16 protein-coding genes and 2 pseudogenes are annotated in these 15493 nt (G+C 74.4%); 11 read left to right on the top strand and 7 right to left on the bottom strand.

Annotation, left to right across the window (positions count from 1 at the left end; translation table 11 throughout):
- Positions 1-256: pseudogene (locus EAO71_RS00220) on the top strand (dipeptidase); the annotation flags it as partial.
- Entirely contained in the window at positions 141-1496 is a 1356-nt protein-coding gene (locus tag EAO71_RS00215; RefSeq protein ID WP_410093910.1) for a geranylgeranyl reductase family protein, read from the top strand. The pseudogene EAO71_RS00220 and the gene EAO71_RS00215, both read left to right, overlap by 116 nt.
- A gap of 72 nt (positions 1497-1568) precedes the next feature.
- Here the strand turns inward: EAO71_RS00215 and EAO71_RS00210 are convergent, their stop codons facing one another.
- Positions 1569-2021 carry a nitroreductase family deazaflavin-dependent oxidoreductase gene (locus EAO71_RS00210; protein ID WP_147975717.1) on the bottom strand — a complete coding sequence of 151 codons (453 nt, stop codon included), beginning with the start codon at positions 2019-2021 and terminating at the stop codon, positions 1569-1571.
- Between the two features lie 148 nt (positions 2022-2169).
- Here EAO71_RS00210 and EAO71_RS00205 point away from each other — a divergent pair, with 148 nt between their 5' ends.
- The 3 genes and pseudogenes from EAO71_RS00205 (at position 2170) to EAO71_RS00195 (ending at position 4015) form a co-directional block, all read left to right on the top strand.
- Complete coding sequence (locus tag EAO71_RS00205) at positions 2170-2865, top strand: TetR/AcrR family transcriptional regulator (RefSeq protein ID WP_147975716.1); 696 nt, start codon at positions 2170-2172, stop codon at positions 2863-2865.
- A 77-nt stretch (positions 2866-2942) separates the two neighbouring features.
- Positions 2943-3353 (top strand): annotated as a pseudogene (locus EAO71_RS00200) (sensor histidine kinase); the annotation flags it as partial.
- Entirely contained in the window at positions 3350-4015 is a 666-nt protein-coding gene (locus tag EAO71_RS00195) for a response regulator (RefSeq protein WP_147975715.1), read from the top strand. The pseudogene EAO71_RS00200 and the gene EAO71_RS00195, both read left to right, overlap by 4 nt.
- A 102-nt stretch (positions 4016-4117) precedes the next feature.
- Here the strand turns inward: EAO71_RS00195 and EAO71_RS00190 are convergent, their stop codons facing one another.
- Complete coding sequence (locus EAO71_RS00190) at positions 4118-5668, bottom strand: MFS transporter (RefSeq protein WP_147975714.1); 1551 nt, start codon at positions 5666-5668, stop codon at positions 4118-4120.
- Between the two features lie 87 nt (positions 5669-5755).
- Here EAO71_RS00190 and EAO71_RS00185 point away from each other — a divergent pair, with 87 nt between their 5' ends.
- Positions 5756-6154 (top strand): MarR family winged helix-turn-helix transcriptional regulator, encoded by a 399-nt coding sequence (locus EAO71_RS00185; RefSeq protein ID WP_147975713.1) that lies wholly within the window; start codon positions 5756-5758, stop codon positions 6152-6154.
- 147 nt (positions 6155-6301) lie between these two features.
- On the opposite strand, the gene EAO71_RS00180 is transcribed toward EAO71_RS00185, so the two are convergent.
- Entirely contained in the window at positions 6302-7048 is a 747-nt protein-coding gene (locus EAO71_RS00180) for a maleylpyruvate isomerase family mycothiol-dependent enzyme (RefSeq protein ID WP_147975760.1), read from the bottom strand.
- Between the two features lie 178 nt (positions 7049-7226).
- Complete coding sequence (locus EAO71_RS00175; RefSeq protein WP_147975712.1) at positions 7227-8447, bottom strand: MFS transporter; 1221 nt, start codon at positions 8445-8447, stop codon at positions 7227-7229.
- A gap of 159 nt (positions 8448-8606) precedes the next feature.
- Between EAO71_RS00175 and EAO71_RS00170 the strand changes: the two genes are divergently transcribed.
- Positions 8607-9833, top strand: coding sequence for an ROK family protein (locus tag EAO71_RS00170; protein WP_147975711.1), 1227 nt, complete (start codon positions 8607-8609; stop codon positions 9831-9833).
- A 140-nt stretch (positions 9834-9973) separates the two neighbouring features.
- On the opposite strand, the gene sigJ is transcribed toward EAO71_RS00170, so the two are convergent.
- On the bottom strand, positions 9974-10912 hold the full coding sequence (gene sigJ, locus EAO71_RS00165) for an RNA polymerase sigma factor SigJ (RefSeq protein WP_147975710.1): 939 nt from the start codon (positions 10910-10912) through the stop codon (positions 9974-9976).
- A 240-nt stretch (positions 10913-11152) separates the two neighbouring features.
- Here sigJ and EAO71_RS00160 point away from each other — a divergent pair, with 240 nt between their 5' ends.
- On the top strand, positions 11153-11668 hold the full coding sequence (locus EAO71_RS00160) for a carboxymuconolactone decarboxylase family protein (protein ID WP_147975759.1): 516 nt from the start codon (positions 11153-11155) through the stop codon (positions 11666-11668).
- A 237-nt stretch (positions 11669-11905) separates the two neighbouring features.
- Entirely contained in the window at positions 11906-12313 is a 408-nt protein-coding gene (locus tag EAO71_RS00155; RefSeq protein ID WP_147975709.1) for a hypothetical protein, read from the top strand.
- 320 nt (positions 12314-12633) lie between these two features.
- Here EAO71_RS00155 and EAO71_RS00150 read toward each other — a convergent pair whose 3' ends face one another.
- Positions 12634-13581 carry a MerR family transcriptional regulator gene (locus EAO71_RS00150; RefSeq protein ID WP_147975708.1) on the bottom strand — a complete coding sequence of 316 codons (948 nt, stop codon included), beginning with the start codon at positions 13579-13581 and terminating at the stop codon, positions 12634-12636.
- Between the two features lie 178 nt (positions 13582-13759).
- On the opposite strand from EAO71_RS00150, the gene EAO71_RS00145 reads away from it, so the two are divergent.
- Positions 13760-14524: an SAM-dependent methyltransferase gene (locus EAO71_RS00145; RefSeq protein WP_147975707.1), complete on the top strand. Its 765-nt coding sequence runs from the start codon at positions 13760-13762 to the stop codon at positions 14522-14524.
- 74 nt (positions 14525-14598) lie between these two features.
- Here the strand turns inward: EAO71_RS00145 and EAO71_RS00140 are convergent, their stop codons facing one another.
- Positions 14599-15189, bottom strand: coding sequence for a DUF4865 family protein (locus EAO71_RS00140; protein WP_147975706.1), 591 nt, complete (start codon positions 15187-15189; stop codon positions 14599-14601).
- Between the two features lie 113 nt (positions 15190-15302).
- Here EAO71_RS00140 and EAO71_RS00135 point away from each other — a divergent pair.
- A partial coding sequence (locus tag EAO71_RS00135; RefSeq protein WP_147975758.1) for a DUF4865 family protein occupies positions 15303-15493 on the top strand: 191 nt, incomplete at its 3' end.

Below are 15493 nucleotides of genomic sequence, written 5' to 3'. Positions count from 1 at the left end.
GGCGAACTGGGTGGCCGACGCCCTGCGCGCCGAGGACTTCCAGGACGTCGCGCTGCTCGACACCCCCGACGGCTCGCAGTCGGTGTACGGCGTACTGCCCGGCCCGGCCGGCGCCCCGACCGTCCTCCTCTACGCGCACTATGACGTGCAGCCGAAGCTGGACGAGTCGGCCTGGATCACCCCGCCCTTCCGGCTCACGGAGCGCGWCGGCGGCGTACGCGGCGGCGGTCGCGGGCCGTCGGGTGCTGCTCCTGGAGAAGGCCGAACTGCCGCGCTACAAGACCTGTGGCGGCGGCATCATCGGGCCGTCGCGCGACGCGCTGCCGCCCGGCTTCGAACTGCCGCTCCAGGACCGGGTGCACGCCGTCACCTTCTCCCTGAACGGCCGGTTCGCCCGGACCCGGCGCTCCCGCCGGATGCTGTTCGGGCTGATCAACCGGCCGGAGTTCGACGCCGGTCTGGTCGAGCAGGCGCAGAAGGCGGGCGCCGAGCTGCGTACCGGTGTCACGGTGTCGCGGGTGGAGCAGCACGGCCCGTCCGTGCCGGACCGGCGGACCGTCGCCGTCGTCCTGGCCGACGGCGAGACGGTGCTCGCGCGGGCGGTCGTCGGCGCGGACGGCAGCGCCGGCCGGATAGGGGCGCACGTCGGGGTCAAGCTCGACCAGGTGGACCTCGGCCTGGAGGTGGAGATCCCGGTTCCGGCGTCGGTGGCGGAGGACTGGAAGGGCCGGGTGCTGATCGACTGGGGACCGATGCCCGGCAGTTACGGCTGGGTGTTCCCCAAGGGCGACACGCTCACCGTGGGCGTCATCTCGGCGCGCGGCGAGGGCGCGGCCACCAAGCGGTACCTGGAGGACTTCGTCGCCCGGCTCGGGCTCGCGGGCTTCGAGCCCTCGATCTCGTCCGGCCACCTGACCCGCTGCCGGAGCGACGACTCGCCGCTCTCCCGCGGCCGGGTGCTGGTCTGCGGCGACGCGGCGGGTCTGCTGGAGCCCTGGACCCGGGAGGGCATCTCGTTCGCGCTGCGGTCAGGTCGTCTCGCGGGCGAGTGGGCGGTGCGGATCGCCGAGGCGGCCGATGCCGTCGACGCCCGCCGGCAGGCGCTGAACTACGCCTTCGCGATCAAGGCCGGCCTCGGTGTCGAGATGGCGGTCGGCCGCCGGATGCTGGCTCTGTTCGAGCGCAGCCCGGGCCTGCTGCACGCGACCCTCACCGGTCTGCGGCCGGCGTGGAACGCCTTCGCGGACATCACCCGGGGCGTCACCACGCTGGGCGGACTGGTGCGGTCGAACGGCATGGCGCGACGGGCCCTCGACCTGCTGGACCGCCGGATGGCGGCCACGGGCGGCACCGCGCCCCGCGGGGTCGGCCCCCGCGCCCAGGGCGATGCGGACGGGGACGCCCCGGCCGAACGGGGCGAACAGGTGGCGGACCCGGCGTCCACGGGCACCGACGCCGCGCGGGACACCGCGCCGGACTCTCCGGAAGGCCTCTGAGCGACGCGCTCCGTCCCGTCGGTCCCGTGCTCCCTGGGGGCGCGGCGGCCGGCGGGCGGCTCGCGTGCCCGCTCACGCCGTCGTCGTGATGCGGAAGACGGGGTGGTCGGGGGCGGCGGCCAGGAGCTCCTCGTCCGTCGACTTGGCGGTCACGCCCTGGAAGTACTGGTTGACCTCCCATCCCCAGCGTTCCAGGTAGGTGCGGAGCACCAGGAGCTTCTCCGCGTCCGGCAGCTCGACCGCCGTGAAGGTGCGGACCTTGCGGCCGATCCGCAGCTCACCGCCGCCGGCGGCGCGCATGTTGCGCACCCACTGGGAGTGGCCGCGTGCCGAGACCAGGTACTGCTCGCCGCCGTGCCGGTGCGGGTTGACGGGGATGCGCTGCATCCGGCCGCTCTTGCGGCCCTTCACGGACAGCTCGGCGGAGCCGAGGAGGCTGACGCCGTGCCGGGCGAGCCAGCCGACGACGCTGTTGAAGCGGATGGCGAGCGGGCTGCCCTGGAGGTAGTACGGCTGCGACGACATCGGGACTCCTCGGAAGAGATCTGACGAGCACCGCTCCTTTTCGTGAGCACTGCTCTCGCTTGAGAACAGTCTGCCTCTCCGGCGCTGCTTGCGCAAGAGCACCGCTCTCGTTTTAGTGCGGTGCTCCGAATCGTGGCAGACTGCTCCCATGACCAGCGTCCAAGGAGCCCGCGCCCGCGCCCGCATCGAGATCACCGCCGCCATCAAGGACGAGGCCCGCACCCAGCTCGCGGCCGAGGGTGCCGCCAAGCTCTCGCTGCGCGCCGTCGCCCGTGAGCTCGGCATGGTGTCCTCCGCGCTCTACCGGTACTTCCCCAGCCGCGACGACCTGCTCACGGCGCTCATCGTCGACGCCTACGACGCCGTCGGCGCCGCCGCGGAACGGGCCTGCGCCGCCGACGGCCCGAGCGGTCACCTCGCCCGCTGGACATCGGTCTGCCGGGCGGTCCGCGCCTGGGCCCTCGCCCATCCCCACGAGTACGCCCTGATCTACGGCTCCCCGGTGCCCGGCTACAGCGCGCCCCAGGACACCGTCGGACCGGCCTCGCGCGTCGGCCTCGTCCTGATCGGCCTCGCCCGCGACGCCCTCGCCGCGGACGCGATCACCCCGCCCCCGCTGACCGAGGAACTGCGCCCGGAGGCCGAACGGCTGACCGCCGACGTCGCCCCCGACCTGCCGCCCGCCGTCGCGGTCGCCCTCGTCGCGGCCTGGTCGCAGCTCTTCGGTCTGATCTCCTTCGAGCTGTTCGGCCAGTTCAACCGGATCGTCGAGGAGCGCCAGGTGTTCTTCGACGAGGCGGCCGGCCGCCTCGGCCGCGCCATCGGCCTGGCACCCGGCGCGTGACGCGCGGGCCGGGGTGAACGAGGCGCGGGCGCGGGCTCCTTGGACGCTGGTCATGGGAGCAGTCTGCCACGATTCGGAGCCCCCGCACCCCCGCCCCCGGCCTGGACCGGCTGTCCGAGCTCGTCGAGCAGGCCGCGGCCGCCGGGCTGATCGTGGAGACCGTGACCGAGGGGGACCCGGTGCCGCTGCCGCCCGGCACCGACCTCGCCGCCTTCCGCATCGTGCAGGAGGCGCTCACCAACGTGGTCCGGCACTCGGGCTCCCGTACCGCCGGAGTCGTGATCGGCCACACCCCCGGCACGCTGGAGCTGCGGATCGACGACGAGGGGCCCGCCACCGGCAGCGACGCGGGAGGCAGCGGCAACGGGCTCGCCGGAATGCGGGAGCGGGCCGCGGCCCTCGGTGGCACGATCGAGGCGGGCACCCGGCCGGACGGCGGCTTCCGGGTGCGCGCCGTCCTCCCCGTGCGCCCCAAGGAGACCCCGTGATCAGCGTCCTGCTCGCCGACGATCAGTCGCTCGTACGGGCGGGGTTCCGCGCGCTGCTGGACGCCCAGCCGGACATCCGGGTGGCCGGCGAGGCCGCCGACGGCGGAGAGGCGGTGGCGCGGGCCCGCGAACTGCGCCCGGACGTGGTCCTGATGGACATCCGGATGCCGCTCCTCGACGGCCTGGCGGCCACCCGCCGGATCACCGGCGACCCGGAACTCGCCGCCGTCAAGGTGGTCATGCTGACCACCTTCGAGCTCGACGAGTACGTCTTCGAGGCCATCCGCTCCGGCGCGTCCGGCTTCCTCGTCAAGGACACCGAACCCGAGGAGCTGCTGCGGGCCGTACGCGCGGTCGTCGACGGCGACGCGCTGCTGTCGCCCGGGGTCACCCGACGGCTGATCGAGGAGTTCGCGGCCCGGTCCAAGGAGCCCGCCGGGGTGGCCGGACTGGACGAACTGACCGAACGCGAGCGGGAGGTGATGGCCCTCGTCGGCATCGGCCTGTCGAACGAGGAGATCGCCCGGCGCCTGGTCGTCAGCCCCCTGACCGCCAAGACCCATGTGAGCCGCACGATGGTCAAGCTCGGCGCGCGGGACCGGGCCCAACTCGTCGTGCTGGCATACGAGTCGGGGCTCGTCCGGCCCGGCTGGCTGGGCTGAGCGCCGGCCCGCCCGCGGTGGTTCGCGACGGCGGGGGACGCGACGGCGCGCGGGTCCCGGCACTCGGCCGGGCGCCCGCGCGCCGTCCCCCCGTCCCCTGGGTCAGTCGCGCGCCGCGACCGGCTCCGGGGCCGTCTTCTCCTGGGCCGTCCTCTCCGAGGCGATCCGCTCAGGGACCGACTGCTCGGGCGCGGTGGGAGCCGGGGTGGACCCCGCCACCACGCGGGAGTCCCGCACCCGGCGGGTGCGCAGACCGGGCAGGGTGATCAGCAGGCCGGCCAGGGCGATGACCGTGACCACGGTCAGGCCGGGACGGAAGCCGTCGAGGACGGCCTGCGGGTCCTGCGCGGAGCCGGCCTCGCCGCCGTTCGCCGTGATGACGGCCGTGATCACGGCGAGGAACACGGCGCCGCCGACCTGGATGGAGGTGTTCAGCAGACCGGAGACCATGCCCTGCTCGTGGTCCTCCACGCCGTTGGTGGCCTGGATGTTGAGGGACGGGAACACCAGGGCGCAGGCGGCGCCGAGCAGCAGCATCGAGGGCAGGATGACGGCCGCGTACTGCGGGGTGAGCGAGATCCGCAGGAAGAGTGCGTAGGCCACGACGAGCAGGGTGAAGCCGGTCGCGATCACCCGGGGCGTACCGAACCGGTCCACCACCGCGCCGATCCTCGTGGACGACAGGGCCACCAGGGCGCCCGCCGGCAGGAAGGCCAGTGCCGTCTGGAGGGCCGACCAGCCGAGCAGCGACTGCATGTACTGGGTCACGATGAACTGGAAGGCGACGTACGAGCCGAAGAAGGCGGCGGCGCCGAGCTGCGCCCGCACCTGCGAACCCGACCGCAGCACCCCGAGCCGTACGAGCGGTCCGGGACTGCGCCGCTCGATGGCGACGAAGGCCGCCAGCAGGACGGCGGTCGCCAGGAACGACAGCAGCGTGCGGGCGGACGCCCAGCCCGCCTCGGGTGCCTGGACGACGGTGAAGACCAGCAGCAGCATCGCGGCCGTGCCCGTGACGGCGCCGGGCAGGTCGTAGCCGCCGTGGCCGCGCTCGCGGGCACTGTGCGGGATCAGGCGGATCGCGAAGGCGAGGGCGATCAGGGCGATCGGCGCGGGCAGCAGCATCGTCCAGCGCCAGCTGAGTTCGGTGAGCAGGCCGGAGAGGACGAGGCCCATCGAGAAGCCGGTCGCGGCGCAGGTGGTGTAGATGGACAGGGCGCGGTTGCGCTGCGGGCCCTCCTTGAACGTCGTGGTGATGATCGACAGGCCGGCGGGCGCGGTGAACGCGGCACTCAGGCCCTTGACGAAGCGGCTGGCGATGAGGAGCGGGCCGGAGTCGACGAGTCCGCCGAGCAGCGAGGCGAGGGCGAAGACGGCCAGCGCGATCAGGAAGACCCGGCGGCGGCCGAGCAGGTCGGCGGCGCGGCCGCCGAGGAGCAGCAGGCCGCCGTATCCCAGGATGTAGCCGCTGACGATCCACTGCAGCGTGGCGGTGGACAGGCCGAGATCCGTGGCGATCGAGGGCAGGGCGACGCCGACCATGGAGACGTCGAGGGCGTCGAGGAACATCGCGGCGCAGAGCACCAGCAGGGTGCCCCAGAGGCGGGGGCTCCAACGTTCCTGCGGCGGGGAGGCGGTGAGCGGAGTGGTCATGAGGAGCACGGTACATGCGCATGCATTGAATGCAAACGCATTTAATTCCGATGCAACAAAGGGCGTCCTCTCTGCTAACGTGCGGTCATGGGAGCGAACAAGTCCGAACGCGCACTCGTACAGGAGTGGCGGGACGTCCTCGCGTTGCACGCACGGACCACGTGCGAACTCGACCGGGCCCTGCACCCGCACGGACTCGGCGCCAGCGACTTCGAGGTCCTCGACGTGCTCGCCGAGCGCGTCCCGGCGGACGGCGAACCGGCCTGCCGCGTCCAGGAACTGGCCGGGCGCGTCCATCTCAGCCAGAGCGCCCTCTCCCGGCTCATCGCCCGCCTGGAGAAGGACGGGCTCGTCGTCCGGGCCATGTGCCCGGAGGACCGCCGCGGCGTGCGGGTCCGGCTCACCGACGCGGGCCGGGAGCGCCACGCGGAGGTGCTGCCGATCCAGCGGGAGGTCCTGACCCGGATGCTGGAGGAGACCGGCTGAGGTCCGGGGCTGTCCGGCGGACCGCCCGGCTCCTCGGTGTCCGGCGGACGGACCGCCCGGCCGCGTGGTGGCCGGCGCGCGTCCCCGCTCCGTGGGGCCGCGATCCGGCGGCCGTTCCGGCGCCCCGGTGGGGCCGCCCGCGCCCCGCTACGACCAGGTGACGGCCGACTTCTCCCGCCAGAGCCGTACCAGCGAGGCGTCGCCGGTCACCGACACGGCAGACGCGGGCAGCCGGTTCCAGAGCATCAGCAGGAGACGGTCGGCCGGGCCGCTGAGTTCGCAGTCCGCCGCACCCTCCCCGGTCCGCTCGGTCCGCGGCGGCTCCGTCGACAGCCGTGCCGTCCACACGTCCCCGGTGTCCGTGGCCCGTACGCGCAGGATCCGCGGCTCGTCCGTACGGACCCGGCTGCGGGAGCGGCCGTGGAAGGCGCGCAGGAGCTCGTCGATCCCGTCCACGGCGGCCGGCGGGTCGACCGGACCGGGGAGCCCGGCCGGCAGGGCGGACTCGGCGTCCGCGCGGTGGATCGTCGTCTCGTGGGCCTGCCGGCGCGCCCAGAACGCGAGCGGCGAGGGCGCGGGCAGGAAGGTCCAGCACTCCAGGTCGGCCGGAGCCGCCCGCAGGGCGGCGACGAGCAGGGCGTGGCCCTCGCGGTAATGCGCGAGCAGCTCCTCGCCGTCGAGCGCGGGCTCGCCGCCGTCGGGGTGGTACGCGGTGCGGCCCTCGGCCACGAACGCCGTCGCCCAGCGGTGCACCATCGACGTGTGCCGCAGCAGGTCCCGCACCCGCCACCCGGGGCAGGTGCGCACCTCGGCGTCGGGCCCGGCCTCCGCCGCCACGGCGGCGAGCCCGCGGCCCGCGGCCTCCAGGGTGTCGATGTGCTCGGCCGGCGTCATGATCTCCGCGCTGTCCATGAGACGGAATTCTGCCTGCGCGCGGACGGCGGCGGGGAGGTTCGGCATGCCGACCGGAGCGGCCACTTCCCGTCGGGGGCCGGTCTCGTCGTGCCCGGAGCCGCACAAGCGGCTTCCCGCCGCCGCGCGGCGGACCCTGCCCCGTGGTCGCGGGGCGAGGTCAAACCGCCTCGGGGGCGCGGGTGTTGCGGGCCGCGTACCCGATCACGGCGGCGCCTGCCGCCAGCACGGCCACGGTGGTCAGGGCCACGGGAAGCGAGAACCAGTCCGCGAGGAAGCCGATGGACGGCGGGCCGAGCAGCATGCCGCCGTAGCCGAGGGTGGAGGCGGCGGCCACCCCGCTCGGACCGGCGAGCGCGCCCGCGCGCGCCACGGCGACCGGGAAGATGTTGGCGAGACCCAGGCCGGTCACGGCGAAGCCGAGCAGGGCGGCCCAGACGTTCGGGGCGAGCGCGGCCAGCAGCATGCCGGCGGCGGCCGTCGTTCCGCCCGCGACCAGGGTGCGGGTCTGGCCGAGGCGCTCCAGCAGTGCCGTCCCCGAGAGCCGGCCGGCCGTCATCGTCAGGGCGAAGAGCGAGTAGCCGGCGGCGGCCACGCCGGGGTGCGCGTGGAGGTCCTGCTCCAGGTGGAGGGCGCCCCAGTCGGCCAGGGCGCCCTCGCCGTAGGCCGTGCACAGCGCGATCACACCGAAGACGAGGACCGCGCCTCGGGCGCCGGTCCGGCCCCGGGGCCGGACGGCGGCGGGGACCGCCTCCGGGAGGGCGGGGGACGGCTCACGGAGCAGTACGGGACCGGCGGCGGCCGTCAGGAGCAGACCGAGGACCGTCAGGCCGAGCAGGTGGGTCGCGGGGGACAGGCTGCCGGCGACGAGTCCGCCGAGGCCGGCCCCGAGCATGCCGCCCAGGCTGAACGCCGCGTGGAAGCTGGGCATCACCGGTCGGCGCAGCGCGGCGACCAGGTCGACGGCGGCGCTGTTCATCGCGACGTTGATGCCGCCGTACGCCGCCCCGAACACCAGCAGGACCAGCCCCAGGGAGAGCGGGGAGCGGGTGAGGGCGGGCAGGGCGATCGAGAGGGAGAGCAGGACGGCGGTCGCGACGGTGACGGCGTGGCTGCCGTAGCGGCGGCAGAGCCGTCCGGTGAGCGTCATCGTCACCACGGCGCCGGCCGAGACGCCCAGCAGGGCGAGCCCGAGGTCGCCCGCGGAGGAACCGGTCTGCTGCTTGATCGCGGGGATCCGGACCACCCAGCCGGCGAAGAGGAAGCCGTCGAGGGCGAAGAACAGGGTCAGGGCGGAGCGGAGGCGGGACAGGGAGGGAGAGGCGGTGTCTCCGCCGAGGCCCCCCGGTGCGGCCGTCCGTACTTTGTTTAGTAGCGGCACAAACTCAGGATAGGGGTGTACCGGTCCGGATTTCAACCGAGGAGGCGAGGGGGTGTCCCGCGGAGGCCGTCCGGCGGTGCGGCGCGTTTCCGCCACCGCCCCGGCCGGCCCGGACCCGGCGGGACCGAGGGGCCGCCCGATCATGGGAGACTCGCCCCCATGAACGGCAAGGCGACGACGACGCGGACACGTCTGGACAGGGGGCGCAGCGCGCTCGGACCCGCGCTGGAACTGGTGCACACCGGCCGGGCGCCCACCCGTGCCGTGCTCACCGCCGAGCTCGGCGTCACCCGGGCCACCGCCGGCGCCGTCGCCGCCGAGCTGGAGGCGCTCGGCCTGATCCGCGTCGACTCCAACCCCGGGGCCGCCGCCGGATCCCAGGGCCGCCCCTCGCACCGGCTCGCCGTGGACGAGAAGGGCCCCGTCGTCCTCGCCGCGCAGGTCCACGCCGACGGCTTCCGGGCCGCGCTCGTCGGGCTCGGCGGCACCCTCGTCGCCACTGCGCCGGGCTGCGTCACCGTCTCCGCCGACCCCGCGCAGGTCCTCGGCGCGGTCGTCGACGCCGGCGCCGAACTCCTCGCGGCGAGCGGTCGCCGCTGCGTCGGCGCCGGACTGGCGGCGCCCTCCGCCGTCGCCGAACCGGAGGGCACCGCGCTCAACCCCCTCCACCTGGCCTGGCCGGCCGGTGCCCCGGTCCGGCAGATCTTCGCCGAGCGGGTCCGCGCCGCCGGCATCGAAGGGCCCTCCTTCACCGGCAACGACGTCAACCTCGCCGCCCTCGCCGAGCACCGCCACGGCGCGGGCCGTGGCGCCAAGGACCTCCTGTGCGTCGCGACCGGTCACCGCGGCGTCGGCGGCGCGCTGGTGCTCGACGGGCGCCTGCACACGGGCAGTTCGGGCCTCGCGCTGGAAGTCGGACACCTCACGGTCAACCCCGAGGGACGCCCCTGCCACTGCGGCAGCCGCGGATGCCTCGACGTCGAGACCGACCCGTTGGCCTTCCTGACGGTCGCGGGGCGCGCCCCGGGCCCGGAGGTCTCCCTGCTCCAGCAGGCCCGCGACCTCCTGCGGACGAGCCCCGACGACCCCGGGGTACGGGCGGCCACCGAGGAGCTGATCGACCGTCTGGGCCTGGGCCTGGCAGGCCTGGTGAACATCCTCAACCCGGACCGCATCATCCTCGGCGGCCTGCACCGCGAACTCCTCGACGCCGACCCCGGCCGCCTGCGCGCGGTGGTCGCCGACCGCAGCCTGTGGGGCCGCAGCGGCGGCGTACCGATCCTGCCCTGCACCCTCGACCACAACAGCCTGGTCGGCGCGGCGGAGTTGGCCTGGCAGCCCGTCCTGGACGACCCGCTCGCGGCCCTGGGGCGGCCCCGGACCTGACGCGGGCGGGCGGCACGGTGCCCCCGGAAGCGCCGGTGACCAGGCCGCCCGTCCGCGCGCCGGATCGAGCGAGCGGGCGGCGCGCTCGACCGGGGAGCCGCCCGGGAGATCACGACCGGCGCGGACTCGACACCGCGGGATCAGCGGACCGCCGTCCACGGACGGAGCTTCTCCGGATTGCGGACGGCCCAGATGCGCGTGATCCGGTCGCCCGCGACGTCGAACGCGTACACGGTCACGATGGTCCCGTCCCGCTGGGCGACCAGGCCGGGCTGCCCGTTGACGGTGCGCTCCAGGATCGTCAGGTCGGCCAGTCTGCCGACGAGCCCGACGAGACCGCGTGCCAGCCGCTCGGCACCCTCGACCGGGCGGCGGGCGACGGTGGCGAGGCCGCCGCCGTCCGTGGTCGCCGTGACCTGCGGATCGAGGAGGCTGATGAGGGCGTCGATGTCCTTGGCCTCCCAGGCGACCTTGAAGTTCCTGACGACGGCGGCCTGCCGGGCGGTGGGGGCCGCAGGGGTCCGCGAGTCGCGGAGGCGCCGGCGGCCCGACGAGGCGAGCTTGCGGCAGGCCGCGGGCGTGCGGCCGACGATGTCGGCGACCTCGGCGAAGGGGTAGCGGAAGACGTCGTGGAGGACGAAGGCGACGCGTTCGGCCGGGGTCATCGCGTCGAGCACCACGAGGAAGGCCATGCTGATCGACTCGTCGAGGGTGACGCGGTCGGCCGGGTCGACCGTGGCGCCGCCTGCCCGACCGTCCGGCCACTCCGCGGGTTCCGGCAGAGGCTCGGGGATCCAGGCACCGACGTACCGCTCGCGTCGGGCGCGTGCCGAGCCGAGCACGTTGAGGCAGACACGGCCGGCGACCTTGCTCAGCCAGGCGCCGGGCGATGCGATGGCCCCCTGCTCCTGGGGCGACAGGGTGTACCAGCGGGCGTAGGTCTCCTGCACGGCGTCCTCGGCCTCGGCGAGGGAGCCGAGCAGCCGGTAGGCGAGGTTGATCAGCCGACGCCGCTCACTCGTGATCGCGCTCAGGGTCGGATCGGGTCGGCCGTCTCCCGGCTCGGACGGGGTGGTCATGGTGTCGCGGGCTCCCTCGGTCGCGTCTGTCCTCACCCGTTGAGACAGGACAGCGTCCCGGAACGTGACATCGCCGCCTCCGCCTCACATTCCGCGCGCCGGTGTTGTCGGACCGGGTGACACCCCGTCCGAACCACGGAAGGAAGACCTCCCATGTCCACACGACCGCCGACCGACGCGACCACCGAAGCGGCGACAGGCACGCCGACGGGCACGCCGACCGACACGATGACCGACGCGATGACCGACACATCGACCGAGGCGGCGACCGAGGCGGACGGTGTCCGGTCGCGGCTGCCCGACCCCACCCGTCTCTTCCCCGAACTGGCGAAACTCTCCGGAGCCGTGCGCAACGCCGTACGGAACGGGCCGGTTCCGCAGGCCACCATCAGCCTGATGTCGCTCCGCGCCGCGCAGATCGTCGGCAGCACCTACCACGCCGTCCCGCTGACCGAGAACCTCCGCAAGGCCGGGGAATCCGAAAAGCGCATCACCGCCGTGGCGACCTGGCAGGACGCTCCCTGCTTCACCGCCGCCGAACGGGTCGCGCTGGAGCTCGTGGAGGCCGTCCTCACCCCGAACCCCTTCGGGGAACGCGTCTCCGACGAACTGTTCGCCAGGGCGTCCGCGCTCTACGACGACGACGCGCTGTGGACGCTGACCATGGCGATCGGGCACTTCTCCCTGTTTGTCCCGGTCGCACTCATCGGGAAGCCGATCCCCGGCAGGCCGATCGGGAAGAACTACAGCAGGTAGCGCCCGCGGAAGGCGGGGAGGGCGCGTGCCGCGCGCCCTGCCCCGTACCGAGCGGGCAGGCGTGGTCAGCCGTCATCCCCACACCACGGCAGCCGCACCCCGCACCCCGGCCGGATGTGACCCACGTCTCTCCGCCGGTGGGCCGGGCGATGTCACGAAGCGTGCCCCCGAGGCGTCCTGGGTGCGAGTGGACGGCCCGGCGGAACCGGGCCCGTCACGGCCAACGGAGGAGACACCATGAACAGACAGCCGTCGACCGGCCCCCGCACCGCCGCGTTCCTCAGGGTCGCGGTCGGCCTGCAGACGCTGACCCTCTTCTTCCAGGCGTCCACCGCCGGGGCGCTCCTGACCTCGTCCCACGGCTACCTCCTCCACGACATCGGCTCGCGGGTCATGTACGCCGCCTGCATGCTGTACGTCCTCGCCGCCGTCCTCGCGTGGCGCCTCGGCGGCGGATCCGCCCGCCCCGTCCTGTACTCCACCGGCTTCCTCCTCCTCGCCTCGGCCCAGGTGGCACTCGGCGTCGCCCACGTGCCCGCGTTCCATGTCCCCCTGGGCGTGGTGATGTTCGCCCTCAGCACCGTGGCCCTGGTCCAGGCGCTGTTCCCGCGCGCGCTGCTGCACACCGCCGCCAGGACGAGCTGACGACCGGCGAACGAGCCGAAGGCCGGCCCGGCCGGGCCGGCACCGAGGCCGGTCCGCCGGGGCCGGGGACCGGTCGGGGCGCACGGGACCTCCGCGACACGCCGTCCGCGGAACCGCCCGTCCGCCGTCTCCCGCCGGCGTTCCGGCCGGGCGCCCGGGGGGTGTCTTGCCGATCTTGCCGGGCTCCCGGCGTCCTGAGACGCCGTCTCCCGCGTCGTCGTCGGTCGGCATGGCTCCGCCCTGCCTCGCCCCCACCGCCTGACGGCGTGGGAGGTACCCCCACCTCCGCCTCGGATCCGAGGCACCGGGACGCCGCTCGCTCATCCGGCCTGATCGTCAGGACACCCCCCGAGCGCGTGGATCGACCAGGCGAGCACCGGCCGCAGGCTCTCCGGAGCGGGCCATCCATTGATCACCGCGAGCAGGGTGAGGTACCGCTCCCGTCGCGGGTCGTTCATGCGCTCCAGTCGCGTGAGGAGCCGCTGCCGGGGGCCGGTGTCGTCGTCGTGGCGGTCGAGGAGGTGTGCGCAGCGGGCCAGGAGGGCCGAGACGCACGGCTCGGCCCGGGGCGAGGCCGGTTCGATGCCGGCCGCCACGGCCGGGGCGATCTCGTCGCGGACGATCGCGGCGAGGTCGTCGTGCAGTGCGGGAGGGCCGGGCCGGGCGTCGGCCGCCAGGTCCTCGGCCAGCCGGCGTGCATGGGCGCGGAAGCCGGGGTCCTGCGACAGCTCGGCGAGTTCCACCCACGCCTCGACCTGTTCGGTGGTGGGGTCGTCCGGCAGTTCCGGCGTCATCGAGCGCGCGATCCCCGCGGACGCGGGGCCGATGCCCACGCCCTCGAAGGCGGCGTCGAGGAAGTCGCCGACCAGCCGTCGGCGTTCGGTTTCGGAGAGCTTGGCCAGCCGGTGCATCAGATGTGTCTCCTCAGGGGTGGCCCCGCGCCTCGCCACCGCGGTCAGCACCGCGTGTCGCAGACGCAGGATGCGGATCTTCACGGCCAACGCCTCCGCGTGCGCCTCGGCGACCTCGGCCAGCGTGCGTTCCCGCTCCAGGACCTTCCGGACCGTCGCGAGGTCCACTCCCAGGTCGCGCAGGGTCCGTACGAGGTCGAGCCGGGCGACGGCCTCGTCGTCGTAGCGGCGGTAGCCGGCCGGGCTGCGGTCGGTGGGAGGTACGAGCCCCGAGTCGGAGTAGAAGCGGACGGTCTTGACCGCGGTGCCCGTTCGCCGCGCCAGTTCGCCGATCGAGTAGAGCGTGTGGCCGTTCATGTCCTCCACCTTCCGGTCTCCCCCTGCTGGAGACTCAAGCCCGTGAGGGCGGTTGCGGGATTCTCGCGAACCGCGCCACGCCCGAACCGGATCGAATGCCCTGTTCCGTCGGCGCGCCAGCCGCGGGCCGGTCCAATTCGATGGTCGACGGGGCCCGCACGGCGTACCGTCCGGCCCTATGACCGATAATGATCTTCCGCCGCGTCTCGGCAACCTGACCTTCCACGGCCCGCTCTCCGAGGAGCGCGCCGTCCGCATGATCGAGCGGATCGCCGCCGTCTCGCCCGCCACCGTCCTCGACATCGGCAGCGGCTGGGGCGAGTTGCTGATGCGGGTGCTGGAGGCCGCGCCGGACGCGAGCGGTGTCGGCATCGACATCAACGCCGAGGACCTGGCCCGGGGCCGGCTCCTCGCCGAGGAGAAGGGGCTGGCCGATCGGGTCGAGTTCGTCGAGGAGTCGGCGCTCGGCACCGAGCGGGGGCCGGTCGACGCGATCCTCTGCCTCGGTTCCAGCCAGGCCCTGTGCGACCCCGACCTGCCGCACGATCCCGCGGCCGCCCTCCGCGAACTGCGCCGCCTCGTCCGTCCCGGCGGCCGGGTCGTGCTCGGCGAGGGGTTCTGGGAGCGCACCCCGACCGACGAGGAGCTCGCCGGGATGTGGCCCGGTGCCCGCCCCGACGACCACCTCCTCCTCGGTCCGCTCGTGGACCTGGCGATCGAGGCGGGCTTCCGCCCCGCCTGGATCGAGACGGCGAGCCGCGAGGAGTGGGAGGAGTTCGAGTCCGGCTACCGCCACGACACCGAGGTGTGGCTCGCGGCGAACCCCGGGCACCCGCTCGCCACGGAGACCCGCGAGCGCGCCGACCGGCAGCGTGCGAGCTGGCTGAAGGGCTACCGGAACGTCCTCGGCATCGCCTACCTCACGCTGGTTCCGGTGGACTGACCGCCCCTTGAGCCCCGCGGGGCCGGCGCCGCCGGCGGCCCGACGGGCCGTCCACGGCGCCGGCCCGTCCGGGCTCACCCCTGCCGCCACCCGCGCAGCTCCGACCGCTCCGGCGCGGAGAGGCGGAGCACCTGGAAGCGGTCGCCCCGGTCCGCCGGCACGTCCTTCCCGTCCGCCGCCCAGAGCGTGAAGTGGACCAGCTCCCAGTGCCGCGGGTCGACCGCCACCGCGCTCGCCACCACACCCTCCTCCCGAGCCTCCCGCGCCTGCCGTGCCAACGCCCCGGCGACGGCCTCGGCGGGCGCGACGCCCCGCGGCACGGGGAGCGTGCGGCGCGTCGCGGTCCGCGGGACGTGCGGCGCCGCCGGGCCCTCGTCGTACGCCAGGCCCGCCCAGTGCCGCACCTCCGGCCGGCCGAAGTCGCGCACGATCCCCTGGAAGCCGGGACCCCACAGGAACGCGTGCATGCCCTCCGGCCGCGTCCACAGGTAGAACGGGGCGTACTGGTTCACCGGCGATCCGTCCGCCTGTTCGCGCATCAGGTACGCCTTGAGCCCGAGCCCCGGGAAGTCGTCCAGCAGGTGGCCCCGGGTGGCGACCCGCTCGCGGATGATCTCCATGGGGTGGTCCGCGGGCAGGGTGATCTCGTACTGCATCGCGTGCATCGGGCACTCTCCGGTTCTCTCGGGCGGGAGGGGACGGAGCACCGTCCGGTCGCCGCGGGTGCCGATCGGGCCCCGCGGAACGGGCGTACTCCTGCGGGTGTGCGGACCACCCCATGGAGATCATCCGCGAGCGGGTCGCCACCCGGGGCCACCTGCTGGACGACTTCCCGGGGCTCGGGCTCAAGGCGTACCTGATGCGCGAACAGGCGGACGGATCGCCGGTGAACCAGTACGCCCCGTTCTACCTGTGGACGCGGCCGGAGGGCATGCACGCGTTCCTGTGGGGTCCCGGCTTCCAGGGGAT

It is taken from the genome of Streptomyces sp. MS191 (genome assembly GCF_008042125.1).
In the GTDB taxonomy this organism is placed as follows: Bacteria; Actinomycetota; Actinomycetes; order Streptomycetales; family Streptomycetaceae; genus Streptomyces.
Note: the sequence above shows the minus strand (reverse complement) of the source record. Positions and strands in the feature narration are given on the sequence as shown.

Bases quoted from the DNA above. Each gene is read 5' to 3' on its own strand.
- EAO71_RS00210 (WP_147975717.1), bottom strand. From the start codon at position 2,021: ATGTCGTCGCAGCCGTACTACCTCCAGGGCAGCCCGCTCGCCATCCGC.
- EAO71_RS00205 (WP_147975716.1), top strand. From the start codon at position 2,170: ATGACCAGCGTCCAAGGAGCCCGCGCCCGCGCCCGCATCGAGATCACC.
- EAO71_RS00190 (WP_147975714.1), bottom strand. From the start codon at position 5,668: ATGACCACTCCGCTCACCGCCTCCCCGCCGCAGGAACGTTGGAGCCCC.
- EAO71_RS00185 (WP_147975713.1), top strand. From the start codon at position 5,756: ATGGGAGCGAACAAGTCCGAACGCGCACTCGTACAGGAGTGGCGGGAC.
- EAO71_RS00180 (WP_147975760.1), bottom strand. From the start codon at position 7,048: ATGACGCCGGCCGAGCACATCGACACCCTGGAGGCCGCGGGCCGCGGG.
- EAO71_RS00170 (WP_147975711.1), top strand. From the start codon at position 8,607: ATGAACGGCAAGGCGACGACGACGCGGACACGTCTGGACAGGGGGCGC.
- sigJ (WP_147975710.1), bottom strand. From the start codon at position 10,912: ATGACCACCCCGTCCGAGCCGGGAGACGGCCGACCCGATCCGACCCTG.
- EAO71_RS00160 (WP_147975759.1), top strand. From the start codon at position 11,153: ATGACCGACACATCGACCGAGGCGGCGACCGAGGCGGACGGTGTCCGG.
- EAO71_RS00155 (WP_147975709.1), top strand. From the start codon at position 11,906: ATGAACAGACAGCCGTCGACCGGCCCCCGCACCGCCGCGTTCCTCAGG.
- EAO71_RS00150 (WP_147975708.1), bottom strand. From the start codon at position 13,581: ATGAACGGCCACACGCTCTACTCGATCGGCGAACTGGCGCGGCGAACG.
- EAO71_RS00145 (WP_147975707.1), top strand. From the start codon at position 13,760: ATGACCGATAATGATCTTCCGCCGCGTCTCGGCAACCTGACCTTCCAC.
- EAO71_RS00140 (WP_147975706.1), bottom strand. From the start codon at position 15,189: ATGCACGCGATGCAGTACGAGATCACCCTGCCCGCGGACCACCCCATG.